This is a genomic window from Vibrio sp. YQ_11 (assembly GCF_043103065.1).
GTDB lineage: Bacteria > Pseudomonadota > Gammaproteobacteria > Enterobacterales > Vibrionaceae > Vibrio > Vibrio parahaemolyticus.
Window position 1 is genome coordinate 378277 of the sequence record NZ_JBICJM010000005.1, and the last position, 15971, is coordinate 394247.

16 protein-coding genes are annotated in these 15971 nt (G+C 46.4%); 6 read left to right on the top strand and 10 right to left on the bottom strand.

The annotated features are described in order from the left end of the window. Nucleotides 1-84 precede the first annotated feature (84 nt). On the bottom strand, nt 85-705 hold the full coding sequence (locus tag ACF8EG_RS02205; protein WP_069505629.1) for a DsbA family protein: 621 nt from the start codon (nt 703-705) through the stop codon (nt 85-87). After that, entirely contained in the window at nt 699-1565 is an 867-nt protein-coding gene (locus ACF8EG_RS02210) for an MBL fold metallo-hydrolase (RefSeq protein WP_069505631.1), read from the bottom strand. Before ACF8EG_RS02210 ends, ACF8EG_RS02205 begins: the two co-directional genes overlap by 7 nt. Before the next feature lie 126 nt (nt 1566-1691). Here ACF8EG_RS02210 and ACF8EG_RS02215 point away from each other — a divergent pair, with 126 nt between their 5' ends. Continuing rightward, nucleotides 1692-2579 (top strand): LysR family transcriptional regulator, encoded by an 888-nt coding sequence (locus ACF8EG_RS02215; RefSeq protein ID WP_069505633.1) that lies wholly within the window; start codon nt 1692-1694, stop codon nt 2577-2579. A gap of 94 nt (nt 2580-2673) precedes the next feature. Then, nucleotides 2674-3477: a Cof-type HAD-IIB family hydrolase gene (locus tag ACF8EG_RS02220; protein WP_005464970.1), complete on the top strand. Its 804-nt coding sequence runs from the start codon at nt 2674-2676 to the stop codon at nt 3475-3477. Between the two features lie 108 nt (nt 3478-3585). Here ACF8EG_RS02220 and ACF8EG_RS02225 read toward each other — a convergent pair whose 3' ends face one another. The 5 genes from ACF8EG_RS02225 to ACF8EG_RS02245 all read right to left on the bottom strand — a co-directional run bounded on the left by ACF8EG_RS02225 (nt 3586) and on the right by ACF8EG_RS02245 (nt 8047). Beyond that, on the bottom strand, nt 3586-3975 hold the full coding sequence (locus tag ACF8EG_RS02225; RefSeq protein WP_005497697.1) for a hypothetical protein: 390 nt from the start codon (nt 3973-3975) through the stop codon (nt 3586-3588). Between the two features lie 24 nt (nt 3976-3999). Beyond that, a complete protein-coding gene (locus ACF8EG_RS02230; RefSeq protein WP_069505634.1) occupies nt 4000-5091 on the bottom strand; it encodes a GGDEF domain-containing protein in 1092 nt (363 codons plus the stop codon). Beyond that, entirely contained in the window at nt 5091-5552 is a 462-nt protein-coding gene (locus tag ACF8EG_RS02235) for an oxidoreductase (protein ID WP_005482833.1), read from the bottom strand. Before ACF8EG_RS02235 ends, ACF8EG_RS02230 begins: the two co-directional genes overlap by 1 nt. Before the next feature lie 445 nt (nt 5553-5997). Then, on the bottom strand, nt 5998-6837 hold the full coding sequence (gene fghA / locus ACF8EG_RS02240; RefSeq protein WP_069505636.1) for an S-formylglutathione hydrolase: 840 nt from the start codon (nt 6835-6837) through the stop codon (nt 5998-6000). 61 nt (nt 6838-6898) lie between these two features. Continuing rightward, complete coding sequence (locus tag ACF8EG_RS02245) at nt 6899-8047, bottom strand: S-(hydroxymethyl)glutathione dehydrogenase/class III alcohol dehydrogenase (RefSeq protein WP_005464962.1); 1149 nt, start codon at nt 8045-8047, stop codon at nt 6899-6901. A gap of 293 nt (nt 8048-8340) precedes the next feature. On the opposite strand from ACF8EG_RS02245, the gene ACF8EG_RS02250 reads away from it, so the two are divergent. Both ACF8EG_RS02250 and ACF8EG_RS02255 read left to right on the top strand, forming a co-directional pair. Next, a complete protein-coding gene (locus ACF8EG_RS02250; RefSeq protein WP_025501292.1) occupies nt 8341-9147 on the top strand; it encodes an arylamine N-acetyltransferase in 807 nt (268 codons plus the stop codon). A gap of 80 nt (nt 9148-9227) precedes the next feature. Then, nucleotides 9228-10100, top strand: a complete 873-nt coding sequence (locus tag ACF8EG_RS02255; RefSeq protein WP_020841645.1) for a LysR family transcriptional regulator — start codon at nt 9228-9230, stop codon at nt 10098-10100. Nucleotides 10101-10199: 99 nt separating this feature from the next. On the opposite strand, the gene ACF8EG_RS02260 is transcribed toward ACF8EG_RS02255, so the two are convergent. The 3 genes from ACF8EG_RS02260 to ACF8EG_RS02270 form a co-directional block, all read right to left on the bottom strand. Further along, on the bottom strand, nt 10200-10973 hold the full coding sequence (locus tag ACF8EG_RS02260; RefSeq protein WP_069505638.1) for a siderophore-interacting protein: 774 nt from the start codon (nt 10971-10973) through the stop codon (nt 10200-10202). Nucleotides 10974-11184: 211 nt separating this feature from the next. Then, nucleotides 11185-13107 (bottom strand): S9 family peptidase, encoded by a 1923-nt coding sequence (locus ACF8EG_RS02265; protein WP_006740963.1) that lies wholly within the window; start codon nt 13105-13107, stop codon nt 11185-11187. Nucleotides 13108-13362: 255 nt separating this feature from the next. Next, nucleotides 13363-13947 (bottom strand): LysE family translocator, encoded by a 585-nt coding sequence (locus tag ACF8EG_RS02270; RefSeq protein ID WP_069505640.1) that lies wholly within the window; start codon nt 13945-13947, stop codon nt 13363-13365. A 114-nt stretch (nt 13948-14061) separates the two neighbouring features. On the opposite strand from ACF8EG_RS02270, the gene ACF8EG_RS02275 reads away from it, so the two are divergent. Continuing rightward, the gene (locus tag ACF8EG_RS02275) at nt 14062-14502 is read left to right on the top strand and encodes an Lrp/AsnC family transcriptional regulator (RefSeq protein ID WP_069505641.1); all 441 of its coding nucleotides are present in this window, start codon (nt 14062-14064) and stop codon (nt 14500-14502) included. Between the two features lie 214 nt (nt 14503-14716). Further along, the gene (locus ACF8EG_RS02280) at nt 14717-15895 is read left to right on the top strand and encodes a lytic polysaccharide monooxygenase (RefSeq protein ID WP_025626768.1); all 1179 of its coding nucleotides are present in this window, start codon (nt 14717-14719) and stop codon (nt 15893-15895) included. Nucleotides 15896-15971: the final 76 nt, after the last annotated feature.

A 15971-nucleotide genomic window follows, 5' to 3' on the forward strand; every position in this document is an offset into this window, starting at 1 on the left:
GGATTGTACCTGTTTGAGTCAGGATTGCCATGTCGGTGTTGGCACTCGCTCTTGGATTAAGAACAAGAGCGAGTGGGGAAGAGCTTATTGCAGTTTTTGTAATGCAAGCTTCCACTGTGCCGGTTTGTCGTAGTAGGTCGAGTGCGGCAAGGTCAAGCACTCGCCATTTACTTCTGCAATCAGGGTTGGATAACCACCAACGTGTAACTGGCGCATCAATTGTCGGCTAGAGCGAATTCTCTCGTTTAGTTCGGCTTCGCTTAACGTCATGTTTTGCTCCCACGCATCGTTTGCTAAACCTAGCGATTCTGCAATGGCTTTGAGCGTCGATGCTTCATTCACTTTTAACCCGAGCTGATAATGCGCGGATTGGATGGTCTTTAGCATGTGCCATGGATTCAGCCCCATTTTCTCCGCACTCAAGATCGCTTGTGTTGGTAGATAAGAATCAAGAACAAACGCATCTTCGCTTTTCACGCGTTGTAGATATGCTTCACCAAACGTTGCTCCGGTTTCGGTTGCGATACGAGCGTCACTGTTGATGATGTGCTGACGAAATTCAGGCTCAATCGCGCGTTTCTCAATCATACCGCCGGGATGAAGCTCTACCTTGAATTGAGAGGTGTCCATCAAGGCTTCGATGAGTGGTGATGCCCCGTAGCACCAACCACACATGGGATCGAAGAAGTAATGCACGGTTACCATGACATTTCACCAGTATGCACTTTCGCACCGATTTCTAGCGCGATTGGCAATTGAGCTTCTGGGTATTTCGCTGACATGGTGTCAATGAGTTGAGCGCTGTTATTGCTGTGTTTTTTCGCTTGCTGAAAATCCTGCAAGTATTGTTGCGAGTAGCGAATGGTGTCTGCGTTCAGCTTTGTGCCTGCTTTCATGTGACCAGGAATGACCACTTGAGGTTTAAGCGCAAGCATCTCGCTAAGCTGCTGCTCCCAAGCATTGATGGCGGTTTGGTCAGCGGCATCAGCCATCCACAAATGTACGTTTGAGTACACGGCTACGTTACCTAGAATCGCTTTGTTATCTGGAATCCATAGGTAAGGGCGGTGTGCTGATGTGCCATGATTACCACGAATTTCAATCTTATGACCTTCTAGCTCCAATGATGCTTTATCGTACGCGACAGGGATCACTGGTTTTACCGGTGCGTTTGCGCCAAGCTTTGGTCCCCAGTACGCCAGCTTTCCAGCCAATTTCTCTTTAATAATTTTTTGAACCGCAGGCGTTGCGATGATCTGCGCATCAGGGAACTGTTGGTGTAGGGTCTCTGCGCCAAAATAGTAGTCTGGGTCCGCTTGGCTGATAAAAATGGTTTTAAGCGTTTTGCCTGAGTCCAACACTTTAGCGGCAATGCGCATCGCGTCAGCTTTGGTGAAGCCAGTGTCGATGACCATGGCGTCAGTCTCACCGTATACCAAGGTTGAGTTGACGTGGAAGCTGTTACCGTCGGCGTTGTAAACCTCAAGAGTAAGGGGAGAGTGGTTTGCCGCTAGGACAGGGCTTGCCATTAAAACGGATGCAGCAATCAAAGTGAATTTTTTCATAATAAGCTCCTAAAGAATTTGGGGCCAAGCGACGATGGCTTGGGAACGGGAGCTATATTAGAAAATTGATACGCTCGGAAAAATACACAATAATGTGCATCACTATTTCTTATTTCGAGCAAATGTATGGACAGAGTAACGGCAGCAAAAGTGTTTGTGGATGTGGTGTATTCTGGCAGTTTTACCGCGACCGCAGAGCGGTTAGACATGTCTCGGCCAATGGTGACTCGTTATGTAGAGGCTATGGAGAACTGGCTACAAACTCGTTTGTTGCACCGCACTACGCGCAAGGTGTCACTCACCACCGCAGGGGAGCGCAGCTTGCCTCAGATTGAGCGCTGGTTAAAACAGGCCGATACGTTGACGTCGAACATTGCCGTTGATGGTGAGCTGTCCGGAAAAATCCGTCTCGCGTCTAGCACTTCATTTGGATTCTCACAGTTGATCCCAGCAGTAAACAGTTTTATGCAAAAGCACCCCAAAGTGCATATCGACATAGATCTGCAAGACTCAGTGAGTGATCTAACCGAGCAACGTATCGATCTGGCAATCCGAATTGCGTCAGATCCCGATCCTTCTTTGATTGGTAAGCCGATTGCGGTGTGTGAATCGGTGTTGGTGGCATCGCCGCAATACTTGCAAACTCACCACGCGATCACGCATCCGCGAGATTTATCTTCACACGACTGTTTGGGTTACAAAAACTTTGAGCGTCACGTGTGGCATTTGTCTCAGGGCGACCAGTTCGAATCGGTGGGAATTGAGTGTCGCCTAACCAGCAATGAGGCCACGACGTTATTGCATGGCGCGTTACAAGGCATGGGTATTTCGATGCTGCCAACCTATTTGAGCAATATCTATCTGCAATCGGGTCAGCTTGAGTCGGTGTTGCCGAATTGGAAGCCAAATGATCTCAACATTTACGCGCTGTATTCATCACGTAAACACTTGTCTCCTGCGGTGAGAGCCTTCATCGATCACAGTGAAGATTACTTTAAACTGCACCCTTGGTAATCGCGAAAGGCGTCGTCATCCCGACTTGAGATTCATACAAGATCCTGTACCTTACATGGATATATTTTCGCAGCGTCATTTAGAGTTTTAGTTAATGTCACAAGTTCGCATCAAATTTATTGCTTCCGATATGGATGGCACTTTGCTTGACCAATACGGTCGTTTGGATCCAGAGTTTTTCGACCTGTTTTTGCAACTGGAAGAGCAAGGCATTTTGTTCTCCGCTGCGTCTGGTCGTCAGTATTACAGTCTGCGAGACACGTTCGCGCCAATCAAAGATCGAGTGTTGTATGTGGCCGAAAACGGCACCTTGGTGATGTACCAAGACAAAGAGCTCTACAGTTGCACCATTCCTAAAGCGGAAGTGGCGGAGATTGTGAAAGCGGCTCGTGAAATTGACGGAGCGAACATCGTATTGTGTGGCAAGCGCTCTGCGTACATCGAAACGCATGATCAGCAATCACTGGAAGAGTTTCAAAAGTACTACCATCGCTGTGAAACGGTGACGGATTTGCTTGAAGTCGAAGACGAGTTCATCAAGGTAGCGATTTGTCACTTTGACGGTTCGGAAGAGCTCCTGTTCCCGACTATGAACGCGAAGTTTGGCGCAACGCATAAAGTTGTAGTGAGCGCAAAAATTTGGCTGGATGTGATGAATGCCGAGGCGTCTAAAGGCGCGGCCATTAAGCATCTTCAAGAGACGATGAATTTTACTCCGGCCGAAACCATGACGTTTGGTGATTACCTCAACGACCTCGAAATGCTGCAAGTCAGTGAGCATTCGTACGCGGTTGCCAATGCGCATGAAGAGATTAAGAAAATCGCTCGTTATTCTGCGCCAAGCAACCAAGAGGCTGGAGTACTCAAAGTGATTAAAGAGAAAGTGTTAGCGAAGTAACGCCCTCCTTTCGATGTTACTTTCTTCTTAACGTAAAAAGCCCCGCAGTACATGCGGGGCTTTGTTTTTTTTGTGTGTGATGGGAGGGGGTAGTAATGTTCCCGTTTTTTAGCGCACGTAGTTGGCAGTTGCGCTGACTAAAAAGTGCTGCAACTTTCCATCCGATTTTGGTACCCACAAGTCGTTGTGGTATTGGTAGATACGGCCATTGACGGTCACAGACAAGGTGTTATCACCCGTTTGTTCCATACGAATAAACTGATCCGAAGTGACCAAAAACGGCTCTTGCTCTTCAATGCCCTGACCTGTTGCCAATACGAAGTAACCGAATCGGTTACCAGCATCTGGATCGGTTGAGTAGATTCGATGGCCAACGAGGCTATAGTCGTCGTTGAGTGCCTGCTCAAGCGTTTTTTGCCCGATGGTTTCGTGCGATGGGATAAATACCCAAGCCAACACACCTGCCGCAATGACTGCCAGTAGAAGCAGTACTTGCATGAACTTTCTCATCATAAATACCGTTTAACGTTGAAATTTCATTTTGTACATGCGCTTATCCGCTATGCTGATAAGAAAGTCAACATTATCGCTGTCACTTGGGTAGTGCGCGACGCCAATACTGGTCGACAGTGACGATACGTTGTTCGCGTTTAGAACCGGAGTATCAAACACGGAATGGATGTGTTTTTTCGCCTCCTCTGCATCGACGTCTGAGGACTCAATCACGACAGCAAACTCGTCTCCACCCATCCGATAGGTACTGAAGCTATCAATATTCATGTCTTTCAATCGCTTGGCAATTTCGCACAACACCGTATCACCAGCTTGGTGGCCGTACGTGTCATTCACGTTTTTGAACCCGTTTAGATCCAACAGACACAAAGAAAAAGCCGTTCGGTTGCGGGTGTTATTTCTCAACGTGACAAACAGAGCATTTCGGTTGCCAAGGCCAGTAAGGGGGTCACTCAACGCCAGCTTACGATGGAAGTGCGATTCTCTGTAGAAGAAGTAAGTCAGCGACAAAGTCGACAAGACGAAAGTGGCAAACAGCATGTATTGTGCTTTCATCAATCGTTGGCTTTCATCTTTTTGTGTCTCGTACACTTGGCTGGTTAAGCGAAAGTTCTGGTTCACAAACTCCACCAAGTTTAAATACAGCGTTTGAGTGGCGCGATAAAACTGAGCTGCCGCTTGGCTGTCGCCGGTTTTGGCTTCCACCAACAGTGGTTCTAACTCTTTAAACTCATTAAACAGTTGCAAAAAATATTGTTGAATGTGATTGCGAGAAAAAAAGGTGTAGACGTCTTTACTATTTATTAATAAATCAAAACGGCTCCAAGCAAGCTCATACTGAAGTTCTGCACCTTCTATTTTTAAAACATTTTCGTCCAGTCGACGTGCTTCACTGACGAGCTCAGAAAGTTCTTTCGATAACTGGAATAAAAACCATGTCGCTTGTTTTTGCTCATCAGTAAAACTTTGCGCTAAGACCCGAGTTTGTTGGAGCAATATGACATTTGCGAGCAATAAAGAAGTGGCAAAAACCAAAAGGAGCATTTTGCTGGTCGTCGAATAATTTTTTTGTTTAATTGGGTAAGCTTCTGATAACTTCATTATTTTTGTTTTATTTTCATCTCATTAACTTGCCACACCATTTGGGCATGATATTCATTGTGATCCAATTCAGGATATTGACTGAGAGGGTATATCACCCAGTAAGGGCCTTTATTTCTCACTTTGATGTAATGATGATCTTGCTGGTACGCCAAAATTGGCTGATAACGAACAATATCTTTGCGAGATAAGGTGGAGTGATAGTTGTTTAAACTGCCGATATCGACTTGCTCTGGGATGCTTCCATAAACATGAGTCAGCAGCGTGCTGAGCTTTACACCAAGAAACTCTGAAGATTGTTGAATCCAAGGTAAATCAGTGGTGTAGCTGGTGGTTGGGAGAGATTGAAGCTCTTCCAGTTTAAGTGTGACGCTAGGTTGCTGAGGACTACTAAAAGTAATGGAATTGGCAGAAAGGAATGGTGCGAACAGCAGCAAACTGAGTGATACAATTTTTTTCATCATACGCCCTTTTGTTTTTTATTCTTTTTACCGAGCTAGAACAAAAAGTTGCTAGCGGTAAATTATTTATGATTTTAATGACAAAGCCAACCGTATGAGATTTTATAATATGTTATGTTTGAAAAGTAACTGTAGGTTTACTTCACGTCAAGGTTCTTTAGTGACTTCTTAATTAAAAGGTCATTAAAAAGAAATTATTATCGAGTTATATGACGATTTAACGTCATTTAGCCGAATTTCAATGAAAATCCATACCATTCTCACCTAATGAACTCTCGCTCAGAACTAAGATTGAATTTAAGATTTAAATAATGAGCTCAACATGTTTGGTGTGCGTTGAATTTTATTGGAATAATTGCACTTATTTATTAAATACGTCATACAATAAAGCCACCTAATTTGGTGGCTTTATTTTTATATATCATCAAGTTATTTTCATTGTTATTTACGCAAATAAATGTTTTGCGTGAAAGTTTAAATGATTGTCTACAAAGCTCGATATAAAGTAATAACTATGGTCGTAGCCAGATTGCATTCTCAGATTCAATTCTGAACCGTGTTGTTTTGCTGCGGCTAACAAGACTTCCGGTTTGAGTTGCTCACTCAAGAAACCGTCCGCATCGCCTTGATCAACCAAAATTGGTAAGGGTGATTTTTCTTTCTTCAAAAGCTCACTTGCATCGTATTGCTTCCAACATTCGATATCAGTGCCCAAGTATGCGGTGAATGCTTTTTGTCCCCACGGACACTGCATTGGGTTGCTTATTGGGCTAAATGCTGAAATCGAGCGGTATAGTGTCGGATTCTTAAGGCCAATGGTGAGCGCACCGTGTCCGCCCATGCTGTGGCCAGAGATTGATTTCACATCCGATACTGGGAAGTTGGCTCCGATGATGGCTGGCAGCTCTTGCGTGACGTAGTCGTACATATGGTAATGCAGTGACCACGGTGCTTGAGTGGCGTTGAGATAAAAGCCTGCGCCTTGGCCCAAGTCGTAACTTGCATCATCGGCAACGCCTTCACCACGCGGGCTGGTGTCCGGAGCAATGATGGCAATCCCAAGTTCTGCCGCCATACGAAATGCGCCGGCTTTCTGCATAAAGTTTTCATCGGTGCAGGTTAAGCCCGACAACCAGTACAAAGCGGGTACTGGGTTGGATTTGGTTGCATTCGGCGGTAAGAAAATCGCAAAACGCATGGTGCAGTTCAACGCTTTAGAATCGTGCGTATATTGTTTGTGCCAACCGCCAAACACTTTGGTTTGGCTTACATTTTCAATGGTCATGGATAAACTCTCTAACAACAGAATGAATTCAGGCTCCCCCTACGGAGAGCCTGAGTCAGCATTACTTATCCATATGGATAACGGTACGGATGCTCTTACCTTCGTGCATCAGATCAAATGCTTTGTTTACGTCTTCCAAGCCCATCGTGTGAGTAATGAACTCTTGTAAGCCAAACTCACCTGCCATGTAACGGTTTACGATTTCTGGAAGCTCAGAGCGACCTTTCACGCCGCCGAACGCACTGCCGCGCCATACACGACCCGTAACCAGCTGGAATGGACGAGTTGAGATCTCTTGACCCGCACCCGCAACACCGATGATCACCGACTCACCCCAACCTTTGTGACAGCACTCAAGCGCTTGACGCATTACGTTTACGTTACCGATACATTCGAATGAGTAATCCACACCGCCATCCGTCATTTCAACAATCACTTCTTGAATTGGTTTGTCGAATTTTTGTGGGTTGATGACGTCTGTAGCACCAAGTTGTTTCGCTAGGTCGAATTTGCTTTCGTTGATGTCGATACCGATGATGCGGCTTGCTCCTGCCATGCGCGCACCGATGATCGCTGAAAGACCGATGCCGCCCAGACCAAAGATCGCAACCGTGTCGCCTTTTTCAACTTTTGCAGTGTTCAGAACCGCGCCCATACCAGTCGTTACGCCACAACCTAGTAGACACACTTCTTCAAGAGGCGCTTGCTTGTTCACTTTGGCTAATGAAATTTCAGGCAGCACTGTGTACTCAGAGAAAGTAGAACAACCCATGTAGTGGAAGATGGTTTCACCGTTGATAGAAAAACGGCTTGTACCATCTGGCATCAGACCTTTACCTTGTGTTTCACGAACGGCCTGACAAAGGTTGGTTTTGCCCGACTTACAGAACTTACACTCGCCACATTCTGCGGTGTAAAGAGGAATCACGTGGTCGCCAACCTCAACGCTGGTAACGCCTTCGCCAACCATTTCAACAATACCGCCGCCTTCGTGACCAAGAATCGAAGGGAAGATGCCTTCTGGATCGTCGCCTGACAGAGTGAACGCATCAGTATGACAAACACCTGTCGCGACGATGCGCACTAGCACTTCACCCGCTTTAGGAAGCTGTACATCCACCTCTTCCATTTTCAGTGGCTCGCCAGCCGCCCACGCAACCATTGCCTTGGATTTGATGTGAGTTTGACCAGGTTTGATTTCAAGAGTCATTGGATTTTCCTTTATATTCTCAGTATATGGAGTGACGTAATAAGCGTAGTTAAGGTTTGCTTCCTGCGCTGCGTCGTTTTGTTGGTGTCCATTCTAGGTGTTTCAATAAAAATGATAATCCGTCCATTTTGAAAATGATTTTTACATATACGTAATAATGTTAAAGTGAGTGGACAACAAGAGTGTGATGCCTCCTCAAAACAGAAGGGAAAACGGAAAAGGCGATTGACCTGAGGTTAGGTAGAGGGACTAGAGTAGAAAACAATCAACCCATCAGATAAGTAAGAGTGATTATGAATAAGACGGATCTGAACGCCTATTTAACCAAGCTCGGTTTGCCGAGTGAGTTACCCGCCGATTTGGAGTCATTGCACAAGATTCACGTAGCGCAGCACCGTTGCCTGCCGTTTGAGAACTTTGATATTTCGTTGCAGCGTGGCATCTCTGTTGAGATTGAAGACATCATTCAAAAAACCGTGTATCACTCCCGTGGTGGCTACTGCTTTGAACTGAATGGCTTAATGCTCGATGTGCTCAAGACCCTCGGGTTTGAAGCGCGCAGCTTACTTGGGCGTGTTCACGTGATGGGGACGCCGACAGGTCGCAGCCATCAAATCACGTTGGTGACGCTGGATGAACAAGCATGGATTGTCGATGTAGGCTTTGGCTCCAATACGCCGCGCGCGCCATTGCCGTTTATCCTCAACCAAGTGATTCAGACGGATTTACAAACCTTCCGCTTTGTTGAAGATGCCCAGTTTGGTTACTTCCTTCAAGTGCTGTCAACGGACGGAACGGACACGTGGAATAACCTTTATAGCTTCGATTTAGAGTTTGTGTTTGCGGGTGATATCGCGTGTGGCAACTTTTTTACCTCCACTTCTCCTCACTCGCGTTTTACCAGCGCAAGAGTCGCGGCGAAAGCAACAGAAAGTGGGTTGGTGACATTGCTTAACTACACACTCAAATACACCAGCGAAGGTGAGCAGACAGAATTGGAGTTAGAGCCAGGCCAAGCCTATCTGGATGCATTGAAAGAATACTTCGGCATTGAGCTTGATGCGCAGTACGGCGATCTTCGTCCGTTGCCTGACGCCTAAAATTCTCACGTTTTCAAAGCGTAGCGCGACGAGAACATTTTCATCACTATTTGTCTAAAAGAGGTCGACAGGAATACAGCATGGCGAATTGGGAAGGGGTCAGCGAATTTGTTGCAGTGGCGGAAACCAACAGTTTTACCGGAGCAGCAGCTAAGCTGAAAACATCGGTGGCACAAATCAGTCGTCGGGTATCGGCACTTGAAGAACGACTTGCGGTGAAATTGCTGCATCGCACGACGCGAAAAGTCTCCCTGTCCGAAGCCGGACAACTCTATTACCAGCAGTGTAAACATTTGGTGGAAGGGTTAGAACTGGCCGAGCTTGCCGTCACGCAAATGCAGACCGAACCGCGCGGTTTACTGCGCGTGACGGCTCCTGTGACGTATGGGGAAATGAACCTCGCGCCGCTTTTGCATCAGTTTTTGGAAAAGTACCCGCGTGTGGATCTTGATTTAGTGCTGACCAACCAAAAGCTGGATTTGATTGAGCAAGGTGTGGACGTAGCGATTCGTCTTGGCCGCTTGCAAGATTCCAGCATGATCGCCAAGCGTCTTTCCTCACGTCAAACCTACGTGTGTGCCAGTCCGATGTACTTGGAGCGTTTTGGTGAGCCACATACGTTGTCGGAATTGGGACGGCATCAGTGCTTGGTTGGCTCGGTCGACTATTGGCACTTTAAGGAAAATAAACGCGATAAATCTTTACGTGTGTCGGGACGGATAAAATGCAACAGCGGTTTTGCTTTGGTGGACGCAGCGAAACGCGGGCTTGGTTTAGTGCAGCTGCCGGATTACTACGTTCAAGAAGCGTTAGACAGTGGTGAGTTAGTCGAAGTACTGACCGATTACCGCGACGATCGCGAAGGCATTTGGGCGCTGTATCCGCAAAGTCGCAATTTGTCGCCAAAAGTTAGGTTGTTGATCGACTTTTTGGCGCAAGAGCTTGTTGATTAGCGGCTTAAAGTGCCTCACTACAAGGTATGTTGCTAAAACGCCCGGTGATGCCGGGCGTTTTTATTGGGATGAGAGCTGGAATCGAAAAGACATGAATCACTATTGATTGGATTCCGCGTCTTCACGTTTAATCACTTTGTGCCCATCTTCCGACACGCCTTGCTTCCAATAGCTGCTGATGTAGATATTCTCGCGATCGACTTCTTTCTCATTGCGGAAATATTGGCGCAGCGCACGCATTGAATCGAACTCACACGCACACCATATCGAAGCGTTACCATCTAACCACTCGAGTTCGCGAACACTATCAGCCAAGGTTTGCCCTTCGGTTAGCCAAATCAACTCCATGCCTGCTGGCGCGTGTAGGGGTTGGATGTCGGCTGGAGACATCACGCTGATCACGGCGTAGCCTTTGGCCTCTTCTGGCAACGTACGAATTTTCGCAGAAAGCGCTGGAAGTGCCGTCATATCGGCAGCCATAAAGAACCAGTCAGCCTCGGTATTCAAATTAGAGATACTGCCTGGACCTACGATATTAATCGTATCGCCTTTTTGTGCGGCCATCGCCCAACGCGCGGCAAAACCACACTGTAAATCTTGTGTTGTATGGCGTACAAAATCGACTTCGATGGTGTGTATTTCCGGATGGAAACGACGAATAGTATAGGTTCGCATTAATGGTCGGTTATCGTCGCTTAGCGTGCTCAAATCGGTACCGCCCATCTCATTGAACAATAGCTTGATGTAGCTACCTTCGCAGTCGCGTGGAAACTGGCTTAGCGCTTCACCTTGCAAAGTAATACGCTGCATATTTGGGGTAATTGTCTCTGTATCTGTGACAACAATCGTTTTAGGTTGAGGCTTCTTCTTCATTTTTGACTCTACTCGATAATCATTCTCTTTCTCATTTAAGATTATCAAGATCTCTCATAAGAGGGTAGTGTCTTTATATAAATTTACACTGTGAATTGAGCTGGATTATTGGAGTATTGCAGTAGTACTGGGGACTGGGTCGAGCAAGATACGTAGAAAAAATAAGAAAGGGCACGCCAACATGCCCTTTCGAACTTAACGAAGTAAAGGCTTACTGAGTCTGCTCAAGTAAATGTGTTTTTAGGAATCTATCCATCGCTTGGTAACCATCAAGACGGTTCTCTAAAGAGCGGAATCCGTGCCCCTCATTTTCCTTCACGATGTATTCGACCTCGACGCCTCGTTCGCGCAGTGCATCAACGATTTGGTCTGACTCGCTCTTCACCACGCGTGGATCTTGTGCACCTTGTAGGACCAATAAGGGTGCCTTAATTTGGTCGACATGGAACACTGGTGAGTAGGCTTTCATCATTTTCGCGTCTTCAGGATCATTCGGATTGCCTACTTGCTCGTGTAACATTGCAAGGAATGGTGCCCAATAAGGTGGAATGGAGTCCATAAAGGTAAATAAGTTAGATACGCCAACGTAGTCGATTCCGCACTTATATAAATCCGGAGTGAATGTCACCCCCGCCAGAGTTGCGTAGCCGCCATAAGAGGCACCATAAATACATACGTTGCCATCTTGTGCGTAACCTTGTTCGGTAGCCCATTTGACACCGTCGGTAATGTCATCCTGCATGGATTGTCCCCATTGCTTGAACGACTTCTCCCAAAACTCGCGACCATAACCAGTTGATCCCCTGAAGTTCATTTGCAGCACCGCGATACCGCGGTTAGCGAATAATTGTACCTCAGGCTGAAATCCCCAGTGATCACGAGCCCATGGACCGCCGTGTGGGAGCACAAGCAAAGGCAGATCTTTGGCTTCTCGACCCTTCGGCAGCGTTAGGTACCCATGAATGGTTTCTCCATCGCGAGCGGTGTATTGGATAGGCGTCATCTTCGCCATATGTTCTGGCTTATGCCATGGAGCGTTTTCTGCCAATTTCTCCAATTTGTCTGCTTTACGATCGTAGAAGTAGTAATTTGGTCGATCGACATCGCTGTAGGTGACGACAATCATTTTACTTTCATCTCGCGTCGCACTGGTTACAGAAATTTCTACATTTGGCAGTTTCTCTGAGAGGCGCTCGAAGGTTTGTTGGTAGGAATCATCTAAGAAGTGATAGTGGTTTTTATCTGTCACGTAAGAGACTGAAACCAGCTTATTAAGCGCTTCAGAGTAGTGAGCGCTATTCACGTCAACTTCTGGGTGAGAGAAGATTTCTCGTATTTCTTTATTGGCTTTTACATCGTATTCAACGATGGCTGATTTATCACGCGTAATTCGTGATGCCACATATAAGTTTTTGTTGTCCGGCGTGAATGAAATGGGGCTAAAGCTCTCTTTGAAAGTGAGATTCTTTAGCGGCTTAAATTCATCTTCAACCGTATCGCGATATAAAACGGAGGTATTAACACCATCTGATGTGGTGATGACACGAATGTTGCCATCGTGATCGGTACCCCATGAGCGCACATTGCCCGGGTTTTGCGCAACGAGAGTATTTTCGCCTGTTTTTAGATTATGTCGATAAACATCAAAGACTTGCGGGTTACGCTCGTTACTCGAAATCAAAATGTCATCGGGTTGATTGTCTAGTGTGTCGATAACGTATGCCACAACACCGGATGTCGGTGTGATGGTTTTCTCTTCGCCTGTTTTGACATTAACCGTCACGAGATAAAAGTTCTCATCTCCTCCCGTATCACGAGAGTAAATTACGGTGTCTTCGCCAACCCAGTAGTAGTATGCAATGTCGCGCCCTGTTACGGATGTGACGCGTTTTATCTGATCGGGGTTATCTGTGGGATAAACAAAGACGTTCTTACGGTCTTGCCATGGCTTCATCATTGAGATGTAGTCACCAGCAGGAGAGATTTGATAGCTAGAAACTTCGCTGTTTTTAAAGAAATAATCCACTGGATACTCGGGTGGAATGACTTCAGCATTGGTTGTGGTGGATGTTTGACTGCAACCCGCCAATAATAATCCAAAAGTGGCAGCAAGAAAAAGCTTGCGAGTGTGCATTGTGTAACGCTCCTTGTGTAAAGGACCTTAAGCTCATGAGCTTTTGGCCAGGGTGATAGATTCATCGCAGTTACTGCGAGCAAGCAACGAACATTAAAATAGCTGTGGCTTATGATTAGTGTGCTTTTAATAAATAGCGCATTGCTTCGCTACTATGACCCTGGCATTGTCCAAAAGTGGCGTTAGATTGTGATTATTGATTCAGTATCTACCTGAACTTTGTATTAGATCACGGTTTTACGGCTATTTTGTCTTCTATATCATTGGGATAGTCGACAGCAGTAAAAGCGCTGCCATCCCATAGTTAAACCCTTTTACACGCCTAGATGTGGTCAACCAGCGTTGAAGTTGCATGCCTGTCGCGGTCCAAAATGTTACCGATGGCAAGTTGGCTAAACAGAAGATACCGGCGATAAAAGTCAGTTCAAGCCAAGAACCGCCACTGGTGTATACCGTAATGGCCGTCAACGCCATCGACCAACCCTTCGGGTTCACCCATTGGAATGCCACCGCCCCTAAAAAAGACATTGGGCGAAAATCGTGTTTTGCTTCGGTTTTGCCGCTCGTGGCGATTTTGTACGTCAAGTACAGCAAATAACTCAAGCTCAATACTTTCAAAATGGAGTGAGTAATCGGGTAAGCGTTGAAGAGGCTCATCAAGCCAATGCCCACCAAAATTAACATGGCACCAAAACCGAAGGTAATGCCCAACATGTGTGGAATGGTTCGTTTAAAGCCAACATTTGCCCCTGAGGTCATCAACATAATGTTATTGGGACCCGGCGTAAAAGTGGAGACAAAAGCGAACAACGCCAAAGCGCCCAGTTGATGATATTCCATAGATTGTTCCTTGAATCAGTTCTCGATAAGTTGAGAACAACTATAAGTAGAACTGAGGTCAATATTGTGCTTTTATTTGATGATTAGAAACTAAATAAGCAATGAAACATCATCATGGATAGATTTGACGGAAGAATATTGCAAGTGCTCAAACGAGACGGAAGAATCTCCAATGTGGAGCTGTCGGAACGCGTTGGTTTATCTCCGTCTGCAACCTTACGCCGAGTACAAGATTTAGAGCGTAAAGGCGTGATCAAAGGCTACCGAGCAGTACTGGATAATCAGCAACTTGGCGTGGGTTTTGTTGCTTATGTGTCGATTGGTTTGGCCTCGCACTCTAAGCAGGCGCAGCTGGGTTTCGAAGAGCATGTGCGTTTTGTAAACGAGGTGGTGGAATGTCACAACATCACTGGTGCGAACGAGTATTTGCTGCGTGTGGAAACGCAAGATCTCGCCGCTTATAAAGCGTTTCACGCTGATGTGTTGGGTGAGTGCGAACACGTCAAGTCGATCACAACCATGGTGGTGATGGACACACCAAAAGACGAGCGCTAGCCAAACGAGAGTGAAAGTTTTTGTGGCACACGAATTTGAAGTGACTCGAAAGAGTCAGTCGAGTATGAGAATGGTTCACAACAAATGCTGGAAAGCAGATGGCACTCTTACAATTTCCATATTTATTCTCACCTTCTAAATAATCCCATCCTGCTAGTTTTGCTTAAACCGCTTGTGTTTCAGAGCGGCGAGTCAGCAAAATTAAGGATGAACGATGAAATCACATGTAACACTTCCTCTTTTGAGCTTAAGCGCTGTTGCCGCATTGAGCTCATTTAACGTCAACGCCCATGGCTGGGTAGAGTTTCCAAGTGCTCGTCAAAATACGTGTTATTTAGACGGTGGCTTTTGGACCAACGAGATCCCTAACCAAGCGTGTAAAGCGGCTTTTGAAGAATCTGGCGCGTACCCGTTTGTGCAGCGCAGCGAAATTGCGGCGAACGTACCAAACTACCGCGACATGGCACACGTTCAGGCGGTGGTTCGTGACGGTGAACTGTGTTCTGCCGGCGATGCGGCTAAGAAAGGCTTGAACATTCCTTCTCCAAACTGGCAGCGCACCAATGTTACGCCAGATGCAAACAACCAGATTGAATTGGTGTTTTACGGCAAAGCGCCGCACAATCCATCGTACTGGGAATTCTATCTCACCAAGCCAACTTATGATGACTCAAAGCCTCTTGCTTGGAGTGATTTAGAGCTGATCGACACCGCAGGTGATGTGTATGTTGATGCGGAAAAACGCTACCGTATTCAGGTGACTTTCCCTGCTGATCGTTCCGGCGATGCGGTGCTTTATACTCGTTGGCAGCGCATTGATGTCGCTGGGGAAGGTTTCTACAACTGTAGTGACATTACGTTAAACGGAACGGGCACGACGCCACCGACTGACCCTGTTGATCCAACCGAACCGGGCAACAATCTGACATCTCTAGGCTACTTTGTTCAGCAAGGTTTTGGGCCAGTAGAGTCTGGCGATACGGTGCGTTTCCGTACGTTTAATGCGACGGGGAATGAAATTGTCGATATTTCACTACCAATCAGCACAAACAATACGGCGACTTGGGCGGCAGAAATAGCAGATCAATTTAACGCGCAGCAAACGGGCGATTGGTATGTGGGCATTTGGCATCAAGAGATGAATCACTACATGTTCGATAGTAAGAACGTGAATGCAAACCAAGTATTAGCGCCAAGTGCAGACTTCAGTTATGCGTTGTCACTGATCAAAGCGGATGTACCGTCACCAGTTGAACCAACCAACTTGTGGGACAAGACGGCCGTTTACAACCAAGGTGATGTGGTGACGCACAACGGCAAAGAATGGACTGCCCAGTGGTGGACGTCTGGTGAGGAACCAGGCACTACAGGTCAATGGGGGGTATGGCGTTAAGCCAGTTATTCTGGCCCTGAACAGTAAAACCCTTCTCATGTGAGAAGGGTTTATTTTTTCAGTCTAAAATGACCAC

Excerpts from the sequence above, each read along its gene's own strand:
- ACF8EG_RS02225 (WP_005497697.1), bottom strand. The coding sequence starts at position 3,975 with ATGCAAGTACTGCTTCTACTGGCAGTCATTGCGGCAGGTGTGTTGGCT.
- ACF8EG_RS02250 (WP_025501292.1), top strand. The coding sequence starts at position 8,341 with ATGAATAAGACGGATCTGAACGCCTATTTAACCAAGCTCGGTTTGCCG.
- ACF8EG_RS02235 (WP_005482833.1), bottom strand. The coding sequence starts at position 5,552 with ATGAAAAAAATTGTATCACTCAGTTTGCTGCTGTTCGCACCATTCCTT.
- ACF8EG_RS02270 (WP_069505640.1), bottom strand. The coding sequence starts at position 13,947 with ATGGAATATCATCAACTGGGCGCTTTGGCGTTGTTCGCTTTTGTCTCC.
- ACF8EG_RS02245 (WP_005464962.1), bottom strand. The coding sequence starts at position 8,047 with ATGACTCTTGAAATCAAACCTGGTCAAACTCACATCAAATCCAAGGCA.
- ACF8EG_RS02275 (WP_069505641.1), top strand. The coding sequence starts at position 14,062 with ATGGATAGATTTGACGGAAGAATATTGCAAGTGCTCAAACGAGACGGA.
- ACF8EG_RS02205 (WP_069505629.1), bottom strand. The coding sequence starts at position 705 with ATGGTAACCGTGCATTACTTCTTCGATCCCATGTGTGGTTGGTGCTAC.
- fghA (WP_069505636.1), bottom strand. The coding sequence starts at position 6,837 with ATGACCATTGAAAATGTAAGCCAAACCAAAGTGTTTGGCGGTTGGCAC.
- ACF8EG_RS02260 (WP_069505638.1), bottom strand. The coding sequence starts at position 10,973 with ATGAAGAAGAAGCCTCAACCTAAAACGATTGTTGTCACAGATACAGAG.
- ACF8EG_RS02230 (WP_069505634.1), bottom strand. The coding sequence starts at position 5,091 with ATGAAGTTATCAGAAGCTTACCCAATTAAACAAAAAAATTATTCGACG.
- ACF8EG_RS02210 (WP_069505631.1), bottom strand. The coding sequence starts at position 1,565 with ATGAAAAAATTCACTTTGATTGCTGCATCCGTTTTAATGGCAAGCCCT.
- ACF8EG_RS02280 (WP_025626768.1), top strand. The coding sequence starts at position 14,717 with ATGAAATCACATGTAACACTTCCTCTTTTGAGCTTAAGCGCTGTTGCC.
- ACF8EG_RS02255 (WP_020841645.1), top strand. The coding sequence starts at position 9,228 with ATGGCGAATTGGGAAGGGGTCAGCGAATTTGTTGCAGTGGCGGAAACC.
- ACF8EG_RS02265 (WP_006740963.1), bottom strand. The coding sequence starts at position 13,107 with ATGCACACTCGCAAGCTTTTTCTTGCTGCCACTTTTGGATTATTATTG.
- ACF8EG_RS02220 (WP_005464970.1), top strand. The coding sequence starts at position 2,674 with ATGTCACAAGTTCGCATCAAATTTATTGCTTCCGATATGGATGGCACT.
- ACF8EG_RS02215 (WP_069505633.1), top strand. The coding sequence starts at position 1,692 with ATGGACAGAGTAACGGCAGCAAAAGTGTTTGTGGATGTGGTGTATTCT.